17 protein-coding genes are annotated in these 17,393 nt (G+C 47.2%); 12 read left to right on the forward strand and 5 right to left on the reverse strand.

The window, feature by feature from the left end; all coding sequences use genetic code 11:
- Positions 1 to 3: 3 nt before the first annotated feature.
- Both ssb and ICU98_RS07955 read right to left on the reverse strand, forming a co-directional pair.
- Positions 4 to 459, reverse strand: coding sequence for a single-stranded DNA-binding protein (gene ssb, locus ICU98_RS07950; protein ID WP_215271884.1), 456 nt, complete (start codon positions 457 to 459; stop codon positions 4 to 6).
- Positions 460 to 523: 64 nt separating this feature from the next.
- Positions 524 to 1,690: an MFS transporter gene (locus ICU98_RS07955; RefSeq protein ID WP_215351999.1), complete on the reverse strand. Its 1,167-nt coding sequence runs from the start codon at positions 1,688 to 1,690 to the stop codon at positions 524 to 526.
- 37 nt (positions 1,691 to 1,727) lie between these two features.
- Between ICU98_RS07955 and uvrA the strand changes: the two genes are divergently transcribed.
- Complete coding sequence (gene uvrA, locus ICU98_RS07960) at positions 1,728 to 4,613, forward strand: excinuclease ABC subunit UvrA (RefSeq protein ID WP_215352000.1); 2,886 nt, start codon at positions 1,728 to 1,730, stop codon at positions 4,611 to 4,613.
- 23 nt (positions 4,614 to 4,636) lie between these two features.
- Here uvrA and ICU98_RS07965 read toward each other — a convergent pair whose 3' ends face one another.
- Entirely contained in the window at positions 4,637 to 6,619 is a 1,983-nt protein-coding gene (locus tag ICU98_RS07965) for a monovalent cation:proton antiporter family protein (protein ID WP_215352001.1), read from the reverse strand.
- Positions 6,620 to 6,630: 11 nt separating this feature from the next.
- Here ICU98_RS07965 and ICU98_RS07970 point away from each other — a divergent pair, with 11 nt between their 5' ends.
- From ICU98_RS07970 to rapZ, 9 genes are all read left to right on the forward strand, one after another.
- Entirely contained in the window at positions 6,631 to 7,623 is a 993-nt protein-coding gene (locus ICU98_RS07970; protein ID WP_215352003.1) for an SIS domain-containing protein, read from the forward strand.
- A 3-nt stretch (positions 7,624 to 7,626) separates the two neighbouring features.
- Positions 7,627 to 8,199, forward strand: a complete 573-nt coding sequence (locus ICU98_RS07975) for an HAD family hydrolase (RefSeq protein WP_215352005.1) — start codon at positions 7,627 to 7,629, stop codon at positions 8,197 to 8,199.
- A 3-nt stretch (positions 8,200 to 8,202) separates the two neighbouring features.
- Positions 8,203 to 8,841 carry an LPS export ABC transporter periplasmic protein LptC gene (lptC, locus tag ICU98_RS07980; protein ID WP_215336372.1) on the forward strand — a complete coding sequence of 213 codons (639 nt, stop codon included), beginning with the start codon at positions 8,203 to 8,205 and terminating at the stop codon, positions 8,839 to 8,841.
- A complete protein-coding gene (locus ICU98_RS07985) occupies positions 8,841 to 9,404 on the forward strand; it encodes an LptA/OstA family protein (RefSeq protein ID WP_215352007.1) in 564 nt (187 codons plus the stop codon). Before lptC ends, ICU98_RS07985 begins: the two co-directional genes overlap by 1 nt.
- Positions 9,401 to 10,165 carry an LPS export ABC transporter ATP-binding protein gene (gene lptB, locus ICU98_RS07990; RefSeq protein ID WP_215352008.1) on the forward strand — a complete coding sequence of 255 codons (765 nt, stop codon included), beginning with the start codon at positions 9,401 to 9,403 and terminating at the stop codon, positions 10,163 to 10,165. Before ICU98_RS07985 ends, lptB begins: the two co-directional genes overlap by 4 nt.
- 182 nt (positions 10,166 to 10,347) lie before the next feature.
- Positions 10,348 to 10,671 carry a ribosome hibernation-promoting factor, HPF/YfiA family gene (gene hpf / locus ICU98_RS07995; protein WP_215337001.1) on the forward strand — a complete coding sequence of 108 codons (324 nt, stop codon included), beginning with the start codon at positions 10,348 to 10,350 and terminating at the stop codon, positions 10,669 to 10,671.
- Positions 10,672 to 10,704: 33 nt separating this feature from the next.
- Entirely contained in the window at positions 10,705 to 11,160 is a 456-nt protein-coding gene (locus tag ICU98_RS08000; protein WP_215352010.1) for a PTS sugar transporter subunit IIA, read from the forward strand.
- Entirely contained in the window at positions 11,161 to 12,147 is a 987-nt protein-coding gene (gene hprK / locus ICU98_RS08005; protein WP_215352011.1) for an HPr(Ser) kinase/phosphatase, read from the forward strand.
- Positions 12,147 to 13,037: an RNase adapter RapZ gene (gene rapZ, locus ICU98_RS08010; protein ID WP_215352012.1), complete on the forward strand. Its 891-nt coding sequence runs from the start codon at positions 12,147 to 12,149 to the stop codon at positions 13,035 to 13,037. The genes hprK and rapZ overlap by 1 nt, the downstream gene beginning before the upstream one ends.
- Here the strand turns inward: rapZ and mutY are convergent.
- Together mutY and mutM are read right to left on the reverse strand one after the other, a co-directional pair.
- Entirely contained in the window at positions 12,982 to 14,142 is a 1,161-nt protein-coding gene (gene mutY / locus ICU98_RS08015) for an A/G-specific adenine glycosylase (RefSeq protein ID WP_215352013.1), read from the reverse strand. The genes rapZ and mutY overlap by 56 nt on opposite strands.
- Before the next feature lie 13 nt (positions 14,143 to 14,155).
- On the reverse strand, positions 14,156 to 14,992 hold the full coding sequence (mutM, locus tag ICU98_RS08020; protein WP_215336380.1) for a bifunctional DNA-formamidopyrimidine glycosylase/DNA-(apurinic or apyrimidinic site) lyase: 837 nt from the start codon (positions 14,990 to 14,992) through the stop codon (positions 14,156 to 14,158).
- 35 nt (positions 14,993 to 15,027) lie between these two features.
- Here mutM and ICU98_RS08025 point away from each other — a divergent pair, with 35 nt between their 5' ends.
- Together ICU98_RS08025 and ispE are read left to right on the forward strand one after the other, a co-directional pair.
- Complete coding sequence (locus ICU98_RS08025) at positions 15,028 to 16,512, forward strand: lipoprotein insertase outer membrane protein LolB (protein ID WP_215352014.1); 1,485 nt, start codon at positions 15,028 to 15,030, stop codon at positions 16,510 to 16,512.
- Positions 16,505 to 17,389, forward strand: coding sequence for a 4-(cytidine 5'-diphospho)-2-C-methyl-D-erythritol kinase (ispE, locus tag ICU98_RS08030; RefSeq protein WP_215352015.1), 885 nt, complete (start codon positions 16,505 to 16,507; stop codon positions 17,387 to 17,389). The genes ICU98_RS08025 and ispE overlap by 8 nt, the downstream gene beginning before the upstream one ends.
- Positions 17,390 to 17,393 lie beyond the last annotated feature (4 nt).

Consider the following 17,393-nt stretch of genomic DNA (forward strand, 5'->3'; position numbering starts at 1 on the left):
AATTTAGAACGGAATATCGTCGTCCATTGCGCCTAAAGAGGCGGCATTGGAAGATGCTGCCGGTGCAGAAGACTCAACAGACTTTGAACGACTGTAGCTCTCGCCACCTTCGCTACCGCCTACTGGCTTACCACCCAACATTTGCATGGTTTCAGAAACAATCTCTGTAGAGTATTTCTCTTGACCACTCGCATCAGTCCACTTGCGAGTGCGTAAGCGACCCTCTACGTACACTTGTGAACCTTTTTTCAAATACTGACCAGCGATTTCTGCAAGCTTGCCAAAGAATGCAACACGATGCCATTCTGTGGTCTCTTTCATTTCACCAGTTTGTTTGTCTTTGTAACGGTCTGAAGTCGCTACTGAGATATTGGTTACCGCGTCGCCACTAGGCATATAACGCGTTTCTGGGTCACGTCCTACATTACCCACGATGATGACTTTATTTACCGAAGCCATGTTGTCTCCCGAAGAAAAATACCGCTGTTAAAAAATGATGAAGCTTAGGCGCTATCTCTGCAGCTTATGCCTTATCAGCTGATCTGGCGGGCAATTCCTGCATTGACCAAGCAATTATAAGCCAGCAAATTAAGAGGCCAGCGCCCGCCGCAAAGACTGAGGAAGTGCCAAGGCTATCCATTAAATAGCCCCCTAGCACGGCTCCACTAAATAGGCCAATAGATTGGGTGGTGTTGTAAACCCCTAGGGCTGTTCCCTTGGATTCTTTAGCAAAACGAGAAACCAGCGAAGGTTGCAGTGCCTCTAATAAATTAAAGCCTACAAAGTAAATCACAAGCGCAGTAGCAATGACTGAAATTGAAGTTACACTCGTAAAAATACTTTCAGCAATGACCAGTAAAACAATAGCTACTATCAATACAGTCCGCAAGCGATGTTTCTTTTCTCCCAAAATTAAAATGGGTGCCATGATGACAAAAGAAAGTAGTACTACTGGTAAATAAATTTCCCAATGCGAGGAGAGTGGCAAGCCAGCCTGAACCAGTAGACGGGGCACCACCAAGAACATTGCCACTTGGGTGGCGTGCAGAACAAAAACCCCCGCATTTAAACGCATGAGCTCTGGACGAAAAAAAACCTCCCGTAAAGAGGCAGACTGCGCCTGGGGTTCAGGTTTCGAGTTCGGCAAGACAAAGTGGGTAACCAGCATCGCCATGACACCCAAGCCTGCCAAGACAATAAAAATTCCGCGCATCGTAATGAGGCGATAAAGGGGGGCTGCAATGACTAAAGAAAGGGCAAAGGACAATGCAATACTCCCGCCAACTAGGGCCATAGCGCGGGTGCGGACTTGCTCACGAGTTAAATCCGCGACCCAGGCCGAGATTGCAGCTGAAATCGCCCCCGCCCCCATCACGCCCCGACCAATGGCGATCCAGAGCAGATCATCCCTTGCAGAACAGATCAAAGCACCAGCAATAAATAAAGATAAGCCCCAGAAAACCACAGGCTTACGACCAATACGGTCGGAGAGGCGCCCCAAAGGAATGTAGAGACAAGCCTGAACAATATTGAAGATTCCCAGGGCAAGACCAACCCAAAGTGCCCGCTCACCGCCAGGAAGGCCATGGGCATAGACGCTAAAAACTGGCAAAAGCAGGAATAGACCTAGCATTCGAAGGCCAAAGATGCCTGCCAAGGCCAGAGTGGAGCGAAGTTCAGAAGGATTCATAAGAAAAGGCTATATTAACAAGTTACCCAAAAAAATCATGAATAACGAAATTAAAATCCGCGGCGCACGCACGCACAACCTTAAAAATATCAATCTGGATATTCCCAGAGAAAAACTGGTGGTCCTGACCGGCCTATCTGGTTCTGGCAAAAGCTCCCTCGCCTTTGACACCCTATATGCCGAAGGTCAACGACGCTATGTTGAGTCTCTTTCGGCATATGCCCGTCAATTTTTACAGTTAATGGAAAAGCCTGACGTCGATGTGATTGAGGGTCTTTCTCCAGCAATTTCGATTGAACAAAAAGCGACTAGCCATAACCCCCGCTCTACAGTGGGTACCGTTACAGAAATTCATGATTACTTACGCTTGCTATTTGCTAGAGCAGGCACACCCCATTGCCCAGAACATAATTTGGCTTTAGAAGCACAGAGTGTTTCGCAAATGGTAGATACCGTCTTGTCGATGCCTGAAGATACGAAGTTAATGATCTTGGCTCCTGTGGTTAGTGAGCGTAAAGGCGAATTTGTTGACTTATTCCAAGATCTGCAAGCTCAAGGTTTTGTGCGCTTTAGAGTTCGCTCTGGTGGTGGCACGACTAATACTGCTAAAGCCGAAATCTTTGAAGTAGACCAACTACCTTCACTCAAGAAAAACGATAAGCACTCCATCGAGGTAGTAGTTGACCGCATCAAAGTGCGGCCTGACATCCAGCAACGTGTAGCGGAATCTTTTGAGACTGCCCTCCGCTTAGCAGAAGGCAAGGCCATGGTTGTCAATATGGACACTGGCAAAGAGATGATCTTCTCAAGCAAGTTTGCTTGCCCGATTTGTTCTTATTCTCTTCAAGAGCTTGAGCCGCGCCTCTTTTCGTTTAACAATCCGATGGGTGCCTGCCCTTCGTGTGATGGTCTGGGTCATATCTCCTTCTTTGATCCAAAGCGAATTGTTGCTCACCCAGAATCATCTTTAGCCTCTGGTGCAATCAAAGGCTGGGACCGGCGTAATCAGTTCTATTTCAAACTATTACAGACACTTGCTAAACATGGTGGCTTTGATCTTGAAAAGCCCTTTGATAAATTGAGCAAGAAAGCCCAAGACCTCATTCTCATGGGCTCAGGGGAAGACAAGATTCCATTTGAATACATCAATGAGCGTGGCAAACCCAGTATTCGGGAGCACGCTTTCGAGGGGATCGTAGCGAACTTTGAAAGACGCTATCGCGAAACCGACTCGATGGCAGTTCGAGAAGAGCTCGCACGTTATCAAAATATGCGCTCCTGCCCCGATTGCAGTGGAAGTCGCTTACGTAAAGAGGCACGCTTTGTTAAGGTCGGTGACGGCAAACAATCGCGCGCGATTTATGAAATCAGCGCACTGCCTTTAAAAGAAGCTAAAGAATATTTTGAAGAACTCACCTTAAAAGGTGCCAAAAGAGAAATCGCTGACAAGATTGTTAAAGAAATCGGTTCACGTCTACGCTTCTTAAATGATGTCGGTTTAGATTATCTTTCTTTAGAGCGCAGCGCAGATACCCTTTCCGGTGGAGAAGCGCAACGCATTCGACTCGCATCACAGATTGGCTCCGGCCTCACGGGCGTGATGTATGTCCTAGACGAACCTTCTATCGGCTTACATCAACGTGATAATGATCGCTTAATTGGCACCCTCAAACACTTACGAGACTTGGGTAATAGCGTGCTGGTAGTTGAGCACGACGAAGATATGATTCGTGCTTCGGACTATGTGATCGATATTGGTCCAGGTGCTGGAGTTCATGGCGGTGAAATCGTTTCACAAGGCACGCCTGCTCAAGTTGAGGCAGACCCTAAATCACTCACTGGGGCCTATCTCTCGGGACGAGAAGCCATTGCCGTTCCAGAAAAACGAATTCAACCCGATGATCGCTACTTAGAAATCCTCGGTGCCCGGGGTAATAATTTACAGTCTGTTCATGCCAAGATTCCGGTAGGTTTGCTGACTTGTGTTACTGGTGTATCAGGGTCGGGTAAATCGACCCTCATTAATGACACTCTGCATCATGCAGTCGCACAACACTTGTATGGCTCTACAGCTGAACCTGCTGCGCACGATTCGATTAAAGGACTTGAGCACTTCGATAAAGTCATTAGCGTTGATCAATCCCCGATTGGTAGAACACCGCGCTCGAATCCTGCAACCTATACGGGCCTCTTTACGCCGATTCGTGAACTCTTTGCTGGCGTACCCTCAGCGCGTGAACGTGGCTACGAAGCCGGTCGCTTCTCTTTCAACGTCAAAGGCGGACGCTGTGATGCCTGCGAGGGTGATGGCGTATTAAAAGTAGAGATGCACTTCTTACCTGATGTCTATGTTCCATGCGATGTTTGTCATGGCAAACGTTACAACCGTGAAACCTTGGATATTCGCTATAAAGGAAAAAATATTCATGAAGTGCTCTCAATGACCATTGAGCAAGCGCATGAGTTTTTTGAAGCTGTGCCGGTTGTTAAACGTAAGCTCAAAACCTTACTCGATGTCGGCTTGGGTTACGTCAAGTTAGGTCAAAGTGCTACCACCTTGTCTGGTGGTGAAGCCCAACGTGTAAAACTCTCTTTAGAGTTATCGAAACGCGACACGGGTAGAACACTCTATATTTTGGATGAGCCAACTACCGGCCTACATTTCCATGACATTCAACTTTTGCTGACGGTGATTCAGACACTCAAGAAACAGGGCAATACGATCGTGATCATTGAACATAATCTAGACGTCATTAAAACAGCGGATTGGCTCATTGACCTTGGACCCAAAGGTGGCGCAGGTGGTGGACAAATTATTGCGACCGGAAGTCCTGAAGATGTTGCCAAAAACAGTGCTAGTTTCACTGGCCACTACTTAGCACCACTACTGAAGCGTAAAAATCCTCCAGCTAAAAAGAAATAGCCAGATTTCGAAACTGCAGTTTGCTAAATTAATTTAGCTTGGGCTAAATCCGTTGCCTCTGGGTTTCCTGAGAGCACTAAGACGTCATTCGCTTGTAAGCGGAGCTCTGGGCTTAATTCGAGTTTGATGTAATCCATGCCGCCCATCTTACGTCTTACCGCCTGCACGCTTACACCTTCATTTTCAAGATGAAGCTCCTCCAAGGTCTTGCCTACGCTGGCTGACTCTGGCAACAGTGTGATCGATTGCAAGCGCCAAGATTCATTAGGCTCTGATTCAGTTTCTACGGAGCCCCTGAAATACCCTCTCAACAAACTGTAGCGAGCTTCACGGGCGCTTGTGATTTGCCGCACCACTTTACGCAATGGAATGCCCATCATTAACAAGACATGGGATGCCATCATCAAGCTGCCTTCGATGAGTTCGGGAACTACTTCAGTAGCGCCAGCAGCTTGTAACTTACCTAAATCGGCGTCATCTTTAGTGCGTACTAAAACAATCATGCCAGGGCGCAAGCGCTCGACCTGATGCAATACCTTGAGGGTCGCTGGGGTATCAGCATAAGTAATCACTACTGCTTTTGCTTTTGATAAGCCGGCGGCAGTCAGGTAATTTTCTCGACTGGCATCACCATAAACTACGTTATCTCCGGCAGCGGCAGCCTCCTTCACTCGATCAGGATCCATATCCAAAGCAAGATACGGAATCTTTTGCTGATCCAGCATCCTTGCCAAGCTTTGTCCCGATCGACCAAAACCACAAATCAATACGTGATTCGTGGTGCGGACGCTCTTTGCTGCAAGCTGAGTTAAGGCCAAGGATTGCAAGAGCCACTCATTGCTTGAGAAACGCATTGCAATGCGGTCACTATATTGAATTAAGAAGGGAGCGCCAAACATTGAGAGCAGCATGGCAGCCAATACCGCCTGACTTAAGGCAGGATCGATCAAGTCAAGACCATCAATTTGATTCAGCAACACAAAACCAAACTCACCAGCTTGGGCCAAACATAATCCGGTGCGTATTGAGATGCCAGGGCTCGAACCAAAAGCGCGTGAGAGCAAAGCAATCAACCCGAACTTAAATACTAAGGGTCCAACAAGCAATGCTAAGACCAAGACCCATTGCGCCTGAATGACTTTGAAATCAAGCAGCATACCGATCGTAATAAAAAATAGTCCGAGGAGCACATCGCGAAAAGGCTTGATATCTTCTTCCACCTGATGACGAAACGGTGTTTCTGAAATCAACATTCCTGCAAGAAATGCGCCGAGTGCCAATGACAAACCAAAATGCTCAGTTAACGCTGCCATTCCCAACACAATCAGTAAGAGGTTCAACATGAACAACTCTTGCGATCTCAGCTTGACTACCAATCTGAACCAACGGCTCATGACGGTTTGGCCAATATAAAAAATGAGGAATAAGGCAATCGCAATCTTGATGCCGGCAGTCGAGAGGGCAAAAATCAGATCTTTGGGATTTTTACCTAAGGAAGGTAACAAAATCAGCAGGAAGACAACTGCTAAATCTTGAAACAATAAGATACCAATGACGTTTCGCCCATGCTGAGTCTCGAGTTCAGATCGATCCGCAATAAGCTTTGTCACAATTGCGGTCGACGACATCGCTAAGGCACCTCCAAGCGCAATCGCTGCCTGCCAAGAAATGGGATAAATCCAGTTCATCAGGAGACTCGCTGGTACCGCCAAAAGCATGGTCAAAATGACCTGACTCGCCCCTAAACCAAATACGATTCTGCGCATCGAGCGCAGCCGGTGGAGGTTGAACTCTAGACCAAGCGAAAACATTAAGAAAACCACCCCAAACTCGGCTAGATACTTGACTGTGGCCGAGTCGTTCGCTAAGGCCAGGGCATTGGGACCAATCAGCACCCCTATCGCCAAATAGCCCAAAATAGGGGGTAGGCCAAAATAGCGGAAAATAAGAACCCCGGCCACCCCAAAGGCCAACAAGATGAGAGTTAATTGAAGAACTGACGGCATATACTCACCCCATGATAGCTAAGACTCGTGAAAGAACCCTAAAGCTCGCGCGTGACACCCTCACTATTGAGGCTGCTGCGCTTCAGAATATGCGTGACCGACTGGAAGGCGCCAATGCAGACGCTCTAGTTCACGCCGTTGAGCTGTTACATGCCTGCAAAGGTCGCATCGTCGTGTCTGGGATCGGAAAATCCGGCCATATTGCCCGCAAAATTGCCGCCACATTTGCATCCACTGGTTCCCCGGCCTTTTTTGTTCACCCTGCTGAAGCGAGTCATGGGGACCTAGGAATGGTCACCCGGGATGATGTCTTTGTTGCGCTTTCAAATTCTGGTGAGACTGAAGAGCTCTTAACCATTGTTCCTATTGTCAAACGGACTGGCGCAAAACTCATTGCGCTTACTGGCGCACCTCAGTCTGCTTTAGCCAAACTTGCCGATGCTCACTTGGACACCAGCGTGGAGAAAGAGGCCTGTCCTTTAAATCTTGCCCCCACTTCTAGTACTACCGCAGCACTGGCCATGGGTGATGCGCTTGCCGTTGCACTCCTAGATGCGCGCGGGTTTCAGGCAGAAGATTTTTTACGCTCCCACCCAGGCGGTAGATTAGGTCGCAAACTTCTGACACACGTCAGTGAAGTGATGCGTAGTCTAGAAGACACACCAAAAATTCGTATTGATGCTTCGTTTAAAGCGGCTTTACTTGAAATGACTGCCAAGCGCATGGGTATGGTGGTCACGCTAGATGCAAATCAAAAAGTCATGGGCATACTGACTGATGGTGACTTACGACGTCTCCTCGAAAAGAATGTAGATCTCGCGAGCATTACGCTTAAGGATGCAACAACGAATGCGCCACGCACCATTCCACCAGAGTTATTGGCTGAGGAAGCAATTGAAATGATGGAGAAACATCGTATCAATCATTTGGTCGTTAGCGATGCCGATGGTACTTTGCTTGGCGCCCTCAACTTGCACGATTTGTTTGCAGCTAAGGTCATTTAATTCATGCCAACTGCGTTCGGAACCCACAACACCAATCCACTGAGTCAGTTCCCACAAGCCTGGGATCGCGCCAGCAAAGTAAAGCTACTTGTTTTAGATGTCGATGGGGTTATGACTAATGGCCAGGTCTGGATTGGGGCTGATGGCAAAGAATCTCTTAAAGCCTTTGATATTCAAGATGGCTTAGGCATTAAGCAATTATCTCAATGCGGCATACCCACCGCCGTCATCACTGGGCGGAGCTCCAAGATGGTCTTGGCGCGCTGCGAAGAATTAGGCATCACCCATGTACACATGGGCGTTAATAACAAAGCTCAGGCGCTCAATGAAGTACTCAAGAAAATCAACCTTCGTCATGAAGACTGCGCTGTTATGGGAGATGACTGGCCCGATCTCGCCATGATGGCAAAAGCAGGATTCAAAGTTTCCCCCGCCCAGGGACACCAAGCTGTAAAAGATATCGCGCACTATATTTGCTCCATGCAAGGTGGCAATGGTGCTGTACGTGAGGTTGCTGACCTGATCCTCAAAGCACAAAATCGATATGAGGAATTGCTGCGACAGGCGCTGAGTTAAGCAATGGAACTTAATTCAGAACAAATTAAGCTTGGCGCATGGCGACTTTTTTTACGCCTTCTCCCTTTGATCATCATGGGATTATTCGTTCTCATGACTTTTTGGCTGGTTAAAAAAACTAGCCCTCCTGAAGGCCCGGCCCTCGCCAGAGTGCGCCTGCATGAGCCAGACTATACGATTCATAATGGGGCACTGTCCGCTCTCAATGAACTAGGTCAAACAAAATATCGGGTATTGGGCAAAAAGGTAACGCACTACGATGATGATGCATCGATCGATATCGATACCCCACGGATGCGTTTATTCCAAGCCGATAAAACCCCTGTTACCGTTAAATCAGATACAGGTCATCTCGATGGCGATTTAACGATTCTAGATTTAATTGATAACGCAGAGATTTTTAAACCCGCTCAGGCAGCTACATCGACTACTCCCGCAAGCTTTCGTATGTTAGCCCAGTCTTCCTACTTCAAAGTACTGATCAATGATGACATCATTGAGACGGACCGCCCCATTACCCTTGAGCAGGGTATCTCCGTGATGCATTCCACTGAAGGTGGAAAGTTTAATAACGTTGAGCAAAGCATGACACTCCTTGGGCAAGTGAAAGGGCGCATTGAACGCGCCCAAGAAAAGAACTAATGAAGCCACTTTCGCAGACCTATCGCCACCTATGCCTAATTAGCCTACTCGTTGTTTTGTTTGACGCAGCTCATGCAGAAAAAGCTGATCAAAAGAAACCACTGATACTAGAAGCCGACAAAGTTTCTGTGAATGATGTGCAGCAAGCTTATGAGCTTAATGGCAATATTCTGTTAATTAAAGGGAGCATTCTCGTTACGGGCGAACAGGGCAACATTAAGGTCGACCCAGAGGGTTATGAGTTTGTTACGATGCAAAGCGATGAAGACAGTAGTGCAAGCTTCAGGCAGCGACGCGAGGGCCCTGCGAACGAATTCATCCAAGCTAATGGCAAGGATGTCGTCTACGATGCCAAAACTGAAATATTGACTATTACCGGTGACGCCAGTATGAAGCGGCTGCTGAATATGCAAATGCTGGATCAACTGCGTGGCTGGAAAATTGAGTACGATGACGTTAAGCAGTACTATCGGGTATTTCCACCACCCAATGCCAAAGAGAGTGATTTGCCCCTAGCAAGAGCAATACTTTCACCCAGACAAAAAGCTACTTTAGAAAAATGACTGTAGATTCAAATTCAAGATCCGCTGCAACGCTTAGTGCACATCATTTGCAAAAACACTATGGGTCACGCACAGTCGTCAGGGATGTCTCTTTAGAGGTGAAGTGTGGAGAGGTCGTGGGCTTACTTGGTCCGAACGGGGCCGGTAAAACTACTTCCTTTTATATGATTGTTGGCCTAGTCCCACTTGATGATGGCAGAATCATTTTGGATGGCACAGATATTACCCATTTGCCGATTCACGAACGCGCCCGCATGGGACTCTCCTATTTGCCTCAAGAGGCTTCGGTGTTCAGGAAATTGAATGTGGCAGAAAACATTCAAGCGGTTCTAGAGCTGCAAGCGCAAGGTGGCGTTCCGCTCAGCAAGGCTGAAATTCGAGATCGACTTGATGAGCTGTTGGGAGAACTCCAAATTAGTCACTTGCGTGATAATCCTGCGCTTTCATTATCGGGCGGCGAGAGACGACGTGTAGAGATTGCGCGTGCACTAGCATCGCAACCCAAATTCATTTTGCTCGACGAACCCTTTGCTGGTGTAGACCCAATTGCTGTTGGCGAAATTCAACGAATTGTTCGCTTCTTGCGTGATCGCCAAATTGGAGTACTGATTACCGATCACAACGTTCGTGAAACTCTAGGCATTTGTGACCACGCTTACATTATTAGCGAGGGCTCCGTCCTTGCTGCAGGCAAGCCCGATGAAATTATCGAAAACGATGCCGTCCGCAGAGTCTATCTCGGCGAGAATTTCCGAATGTAATTCAGGATCTTTTTGATCTTTTTTCATTAAATATCGTAACCCCCTCTTGGTTTTCGGCAGAATCACTGATACGCTAAAGGTTCATGAAATCCAATCCACAGATATAAATCCGTAAATCAAGGGGCATGCTACGCACCCTGGTCCTTGCCATGCGTAGACAGCGTTGTTAATGGGAGCTGATGATGAATTTAAAGATTAATAGCCGTCATGTAGAAGTTACACCAGGAATGCGGGAACATCTTGAGGCGGGTTTTGCCAAAATTCGCAAACATTTTGATCATGTAATCGATGCATCCGCATTTTTGATGGTAGATAAGGCCAAAGAAAAAGATTTGCGCCAGACCGCTGAAATCACTATTCACCTCAAAGGGAAAGAACTCTTTGCTCAAGCCCATCACTCTGACCTCTACCATGCGATGGATGCCGTGGTTGACAAATTAGAGCGCCAAGTCGTTAAACACAAAGAAAAAATCCAAGATCACCATCACGAAAAGCATTTCGACTAGTGTTTACCCTCAGGACACCTATAATCATTTGATATGAATGCCCTGAATGATCTTTTTACCCTCGACTGCATCACCCTAGACAGCCCTGCTCAAAACAGGGCTGAGGTATTTGTGGATGCAGCTAAGCTTTTTTCCAATCAAATTGGTATCAATGCCAACTTGGTGGTGGAGTTTCTCAATGCGCGAGAAGCGCTTGGCTCAACCGCCCTTGGCGCTGGTGTCGCTATTCCCCATGGTCGAGTTAAAGGCTTAAAGCAGCCGATTGCCGCCTTTATCAGACTAAAAAATCCAATCGATTTTGCCGCTCCTGATGGCGAAGCTGTTTCAATCTTGATCTTTTTATTGGTTCCTGAAAAAGCAACCCAAGAGCATTTGGAAATCCTCTCTTCAATCGCACAACTCTTATCAGATGCTGATGCTCGCAGAACACTATCGACTGAAGCTGAGCCAGAAAAAATCTGTGAGCTCATACAAAGCTGGGCTCAATAAATGACACAGCCCCTATTACTCGAAGGCGTTACTGCTCAGCAAATATTTGACGACAACGTTGCTGAGCTCAAGCTTTCTTGGATTGGTGGGCTTGAGGGGGCGGATCGCACATTTCCTCCTGAGGCAGTAAAGGCTGCTGCGGCAAGCTCGGACTTGGTGGGGCACTTAAACCTGATTCACCCTAGTCGAATTCAAATTTTTGGCGAGCAAGAGGTGGTGTATCACGCCCAGCTTGATCAACAGCAGCGACAAGAGCAAATAGCCTCATTAATTTCTAAGACTCCACCCTGTGTGATTGTTGCGGATGGCAAGGCTGCAGATCCTGATCTACAACTCTTTTGCCAACGATCATCAACCCCGCTTTTTACTACCAGTATCTCAGCAGCATCTGTCATTGATCATTTACGGACCTATTTATCAAAGATTGGCGCACCACAAATGACGATGCATGGTGTGTTCATGGATATTTTGGGTTTAGGCGTTTTACTCACCGGTGAATCGGGTCTTGGCAAAAGCGAATTAGGACTGGAGTTAATTTCTCGTGGCCACGGTTTAGTAGCTGACGATGCTGTCGATTTTGCACGTCTTGGCCCTGATTACATTGAAGGTCGCTGTCCAGTCATCCTCCGTGACTTATTGGAAGTACGAGGTCTAGGCTTATTGGATATTCGAACCATTTTTGGAGAAACTGCTGTTCGCCGGAAGCTCAAATTACGCCTGATCGTCCAACTTGTCCGTCGCACTGATGGTGAGTTTGAGAGGCTGCCGCTTGAAGCTCAACATCTTGATGTTTTGGGAATTCCGATTCGGACGGTGAAGATTCAGGTGGCTGCCGGTAGAAACTTAGCAGTATTGGTAGAGGCTGCGGTCCGCAATACCATTTTGCAGTTACGTGGTATTGATACGCTCAAGGAATTCATTGAACGTCAACGCCAACAAATGAATGCCGAGCCCGACAACACCAAAATCCAGGGGCGCTTACTCTAATGCAAATTAATCTGATCACCGGAATTTCTGGCTCAGGTAAATCAGTAGCCCTGAGGGCCTTTGAGGATGCCGGTTTTGATTGTGTTGATAATCTGCCAGTTTCGCTATTAGAAAGCTTGGTAGCCAATCTTGATAAAGAGGGAAGCAAACAACTCGCTGTCGCTATTGATGCTCGACGTGGCGAATCCATTTCTGAGCTACCTAAGATTTTAGAGAACTTACGAAGCCATCATGAGCTTAGAGTGATCTTCCTTAGCGCAGACACTGACTCTTTGGTGCAACGCTTCTCTGAAACTCGTCGGCGCCACCCCTTATCAGACAATAGTAAAACTTTCGAGTCAGCTACCTTGATCGAGGCGATTGATCGTGAGCGGGCTTTATTGGAACCACTACGCAGCCAAGCCCACTGCATTGACACTAGCACCATCCCTGCTCATGCTTTGCGCTCATGGATATATGACCTCGTAAAAGATAAATCACTTGGTCTGAATGTAGTTTTTCAATCATTTGGCTTTAAAAAAGGGGTTCCGAGCGAAGCGGATCTTGTGTTTGACGTTCGGTGCTTGCCCAACCCTCACTATGACAAAGTCCTGAAACCATTGACAGGCCATGACCAAGCAGTCAAAGAGTTCTTGGAACAAATTCCGGAAGTAGTGAGCATGGAAAAAGACATTATTCAATTTATCGAGAAATGGCTTCCCCACTATATTGCGGATGGCCGCAGCTATCTGACGATTGCAATTGGTTGCACGGGCGGGCAACACCGCTCCGTCTATCTAGTAAATCGTCTAATCAAGCATTTCCAGAATCAAAAAGCATTAAGTGATTTACAGATTAGCTTTTTGTCCCGACATCGCGAGCTAGACTCAATCCCTGTAAAAGCAGCTTGATTGGCTGAGGTAGGCCGTATTGTCCCAGCTTGCGAAGATCTATCCACTGAAGAGTAGGATCAACAAAACAATATCGTTCTTGTGAATGGCTTTCCCAAATTTGCATCCACAAACGACGATGTGTGAACACATGCCTAATCTCCTCTTTATGCAACAAGGGGGAGCATTGTTTGAAAAGGTCCTTTACATTCTCCCCCGTCAAAACAGTTGTCAACAGATTGAGTGAACTCGTCTTAGAGGGCGAGTGAGAGAGTTTGAGGTTGACTGGCTGACGAGCTATCCATTCTGACTCTGGCAAAGACCATAGCCCTCCCCAAATTGCTTTTGGGGGACGCTTCTGTAGTAAGACGAAATCACCATGGCGCAGTAGAACCATATTGCAGATAAATTCTGGTGACTTTGCCTTACTGATTTTCTTAGGTAGCAGTAAAACCTGATCATTTAAGTTAGCCTGGCAGTTTTTTTCAAACGGGCACCGCTGTTGTCCGCTAATACAAACGGGTTTACGAGCCGTACACCACGTTGCCCCAAAGTCCATCAAGGCCTGGGTATAAGTTGGCATACTCTTTGCAGACTTTGGTAATAAGCGCTTCGCCAATGCCCAGAGCTCATCTGTCACCGCCTTTTCTTGCAAAGCTTTATCTATCGCAAATAAGCGCGCCAAAATTCGCTTCACATTGGCGTCCAAGATGGGGGCATGTTCCTCAAAAGCAAAAGCAGCGATGGCGCCAGCAGTCGACCTACCGATCCCCTTCAGCTTTTCTAACAGCAAAGGGTCTTTAGGAAAGTGTCCATCAAACTCCTCTACCACCTGCTTAGCGCAAGCATGAAGATTTCTAGCGCGCGAGTAATAACCTAGTCCAGCCCATTCTGCTAAGACCTCATCGATATTTACCGCAGCGAGTTTTTTAACCGTAGGGAAGCGCTTCATGAAACGGGGGTAACGTTCGAGCACTGTAGCCACTTGAGTTTGCTGCAGCATGATTTCAGAAACCCAAACTGCATAAGGATCGCGATGACCTTGCCAGGGAAGACCGTGGCGGCCATCACGCTGATGCCAAGCAATTAAGCGATCAGCAAATTGGTCAAGGAATGATTTGCTCACTACAGACTATCCATTAACGCTTTTGACAGTGGGGGCAAAAATACGTTGAACGTTGACCCTGAGTAATTTGCTTAATGGGGGTTTTGCAAACCTTACAAGGTAAATCTTTACGATCATATGTTTTGGTTTGAACCATAAAGTGGCCTGGATCACCGTCTGTATTAACAAAATCTTTGAGTGAACTCCCACCAGCTTCAATGGCTTTTTTGAGAATCAATCTCACAGCGGCCGCGAGACGAACGCATTGTGGTCGCGTTAATTTACCCGCAGGCTTTGCAGGATGAATGCCGGCCTCAAACAAACTCTCAGAGCAATAAATATTGCCGACTCCCACGACAGCCTCGCCAGCCAATAAAAATTGCTTTACCGCAATCGTGCGCTTACGGGATTTCTGAAACAGCAGTTGTGCGCCCTGCTCTCCCATGAACGCTTCTGAGAAAGGTTCTACACCGAGTTTTTGTAATAAGGGATATTCCTCAATCGGTCCCTTAGCTTTAGGATGCCAAAGGACCGCGCCGAATTTTCTGGGATCATGCAGACGTAAACTCAAGCGTCCAAAATCCATTGTTACCCGATCATGAAGCTTTAAGGCCTCATCGATCGGCAAGACCCGTAAAGTCCCGGTCATTCCGAGATGAACCAGGAGGTAACCATCATCCATTTCCAATAACAGGTATTTTCCCCGGCGCGCAATGGCGTGGAGTTTTTGCCCAAGGAGAGTTTTGCTGAGATGTTTTGGAACGGGCCAACGCAGACGACCGTCAATGATTTTGACTGCCGTGACTTTGCGGCCCTCTAGGTGTGGCTGGATTCCGAGTCTGGTGACTTCTACTTCTGGGAGTTCTGGCATGAATCGATTGTAGATTCGCGGATTAGAATGTGCTTATGAACCGATTCAATAAATCTGCCTTGCACTCTATTTGCCTACTCTGGCTGTTTGGCGCAATGAGCTGCCTAAGCTTAAATACCTTTGCCCAATCTGAGAATCCCGGCAATGGGGAGGCGGTATTTGAGATTCTGGCCTCAGAAATCGCTCTCCAGCGAGGTGAAGGGGGTATTGCCTACAACACCTATTTAGAGCTAGCTCGCCGCTATCAAGATCCAAGATTAGCCCAAAGAGCAATGGAGATCGCGATTAATGCGGGGGCTCCAGATCTAGCGCTACAGGCTGCGCAAGCTTGGCAAGGTTTGGCGCCGACCCAGACCAAGCCCAAAGAGGTCGTTGTCACCCTGCTGATTCTGAATCAACGTTGGTCAGAAGCAGTTCAGCCAACCATTGCCTTACTGAATCAAGAATCTTTAGCTGAACGTGAAAATACCCTACTTCAGATCCAAACCCTCATTAGCAAAGCCTCGAATGAGTCCGATGCCCTGCATGCCTTTTATGAGATTGTCTCCGCCCTAAAACCAGCCCCAAAGAATCTGGGAATTCTGTATACCTATGCAATGGCTGCCGAAAATGGCGGGCACACCGAAATCATGGAAAGGGTATTACGGCAGATCCTGGTTAAAAATCCCAATGATGCCAATGCGCTCAATGCCCTTGGTTATTCTCTAGCGGACCGGAACCAACAACTCAGCGAAGCATATAAGCTCATTTCAAAAGCGCATCATTTGTCACCAGATGATCCTTATATTTTGGATAGTCTGGGTTGGGTGAATTTTCGACTAGGAAAAAATGCTCTCGCATTAGAGGAGCTCAAGCAAGCTTTTAATATGAAGCCGGAGGCAGACATCGCTGCCCATATTGGAGAAGTCCTCTGGATCATGAATCGCCATTCTGAGGCCGATGCGATTTGGTCTGAAGGACAAAAGCTGGATGCAAATAATGCGACCCTGAAAGAAACCATCAAGCGTTTTAAGCCCGATTGGTCATTAAGTGCACCGTCATCTCAAGGATCATGGGATGGTCGATTTTCAGTCAAAATTACAGGCATCACCGATACCCAAAATCAAGGTGGATCAGGCGGCTTTACCTTAACGCAAGATGCTCAGAAAGATATCTTAGAAATTCGTAATCCCGTTGGCGGATCAATTGCAAAAATTACCATCACCCCCGGTGAAGCAAGTCTAGAAAGTAACGGTAAAACAGTTACCGCAGTAGATGCCGACACACTAGTGCAAAACACTTTAGGTCTGCCACTGCCCGCCAGAGGCCTATCTAATTGGCTTAGAGGGGAAGTGCGCCCAGGCAGTAGCGCTAGCGTTGAGCGTAATAAGAGCGGTCAAGTCAGTCAAATTATTCAAGATGGCTGGAACCTAAACTACACCTGGTCTAAATCAAATACCTTAGAAAAACTGAATCTGAGTCGCAACTCTAATATTGGCTCGATCGATATTCGCCTGGTATTCGATAAACCGAATGAGTGATTTTTTAGAGCTTCAGTCACCCGCTAAGCTCAATCTCTTCTTACACATTATTGGTCGTCGCAGTGATGGTTATCATTTGTTGCAATCTGTTTTTCAACTAATTGATTGGTACGACACCATTCAACTGCAATCGATTCCTGAGAATACGATTCGCCGCGTTAACCCTCTGCCCAACATCCCCCCCGCACAAGATCTCGTGGTTCGTGCAGCCCAACTGCTAAAAGATACCTATCAAGTCAAGCACGGTGTGGAAATTACACTGGATAAACGCATTCCGATGGGCGCCGGACTCGGCGGTGGCTCATCGAATGCAGCTACTGTTTTAATCGGTTTGAACCACCTATGGAAACTCAAACTCGATCTCACCACGCTATCTAAATTAGGCCTGCAATTGGGAGCAGATGTTCCGTTTTTTCTCTTTGGCCAAAATGCTTTTGTAGAAGGCATTGGCGAACAGCTCCAGGCCATTCATCTCGAGTCCGAGCGCTTCTTGGTCATTTTTCCGGGGCAAAGTATCGCTACCGCAGGCATTTTCCAAGACCCTCAATTGACCAGAAATCACGCTGCGATTACAATAGATGGCTTATTTGCATCGCCAGTAGGCTATAGCAGCAGCCAATTTGGCAATGACTGTGAATCCGTAGCGATGCGAATCTGTCCTGAAGTGAAGCAAGCTTTGGCTTGGATTGCGGCGAATGTGCCAGGTTCCGCACCGCGGATGTCCGGCTCTGGAAGCAGCGTGTTTACTGTCTTACATCAAGATCAGAAAGCCGCCGATCTAGAAAATCGCCTACAAAATCTTCCATCAGGGTGGGTGGGTCGAATTGTTGAGGGCTTAAATAAAAATCCCGCTTACAATTTGATTTCTTTGGAGTAGCTGT

The organism is Polynucleobacter sp. MWH-P3-07-1, assembly GCF_018687555.1.
GTDB lineage: Bacteria > Pseudomonadota > Gammaproteobacteria > Burkholderiales > Burkholderiaceae > Polynucleobacter.

Excerpts from the sequence above, each read along its gene's own strand:
- ssb (WP_215271884.1), bottom strand. The coding sequence starts at position 459 with ATGGCTTCGGTAAATAAAGTCATCATCGTGGGTAATGTAGGACGTGAC.
- ICU98_RS07955 (WP_215351999.1), bottom strand. The coding sequence starts at position 1,690 with ATGAATCCTTCTGAACTTCGCTCCACTCTGGCCTTGGCAGGCATCTTT.
- uvrA (WP_215352000.1), top strand. The coding sequence starts at position 1,728 with ATGAATAACGAAATTAAAATCCGCGGCGCACGCACGCACAACCTTAAA.
- ICU98_RS07965 (WP_215352001.1), bottom strand. The coding sequence starts at position 6,619 with ATGCCGTCAGTTCTTCAATTAACTCTCATCTTGTTGGCCTTTGGGGTG.
- ICU98_RS07970 (WP_215352003.1), top strand. The coding sequence starts at position 6,631 with ATGATAGCTAAGACTCGTGAAAGAACCCTAAAGCTCGCGCGTGACACC.
- ICU98_RS07975 (WP_215352005.1), top strand. The coding sequence starts at position 7,627 with ATGCCAACTGCGTTCGGAACCCACAACACCAATCCACTGAGTCAGTTC.
- lptC (WP_215336372.1), top strand. The coding sequence starts at position 8,203 with ATGGAACTTAATTCAGAACAAATTAAGCTTGGCGCATGGCGACTTTTT.
- ICU98_RS07985 (WP_215352007.1), top strand. The coding sequence starts at position 8,841 with ATGAAGCCACTTTCGCAGACCTATCGCCACCTATGCCTAATTAGCCTA.
- lptB (WP_215352008.1), top strand. The coding sequence starts at position 9,401 with ATGACTGTAGATTCAAATTCAAGATCCGCTGCAACGCTTAGTGCACAT.
- hpf (WP_215337001.1), top strand. The coding sequence starts at position 10,348 with ATGAATTTAAAGATTAATAGCCGTCATGTAGAAGTTACACCAGGAATG.
- ICU98_RS08000 (WP_215352010.1), top strand. The coding sequence starts at position 10,705 with ATGAATGCCCTGAATGATCTTTTTACCCTCGACTGCATCACCCTAGAC.
- hprK (WP_215352011.1), top strand. The coding sequence starts at position 11,161 with ATGACACAGCCCCTATTACTCGAAGGCGTTACTGCTCAGCAAATATTT.
- rapZ (WP_215352012.1), top strand. The coding sequence starts at position 12,147 with ATGCAAATTAATCTGATCACCGGAATTTCTGGCTCAGGTAAATCAGTA.
- mutM (WP_215336380.1), bottom strand. The coding sequence starts at position 14,992 with ATGCCAGAACTCCCAGAAGTAGAAGTCACCAGACTCGGAATCCAGCCA.
- ICU98_RS08025 (WP_215352014.1), top strand. The coding sequence starts at position 15,028 with ATGAACCGATTCAATAAATCTGCCTTGCACTCTATTTGCCTACTCTGG.
- ispE (WP_215352015.1), top strand. The coding sequence starts at position 16,505 with ATGAGTGATTTTTTAGAGCTTCAGTCACCCGCTAAGCTCAATCTCTTC.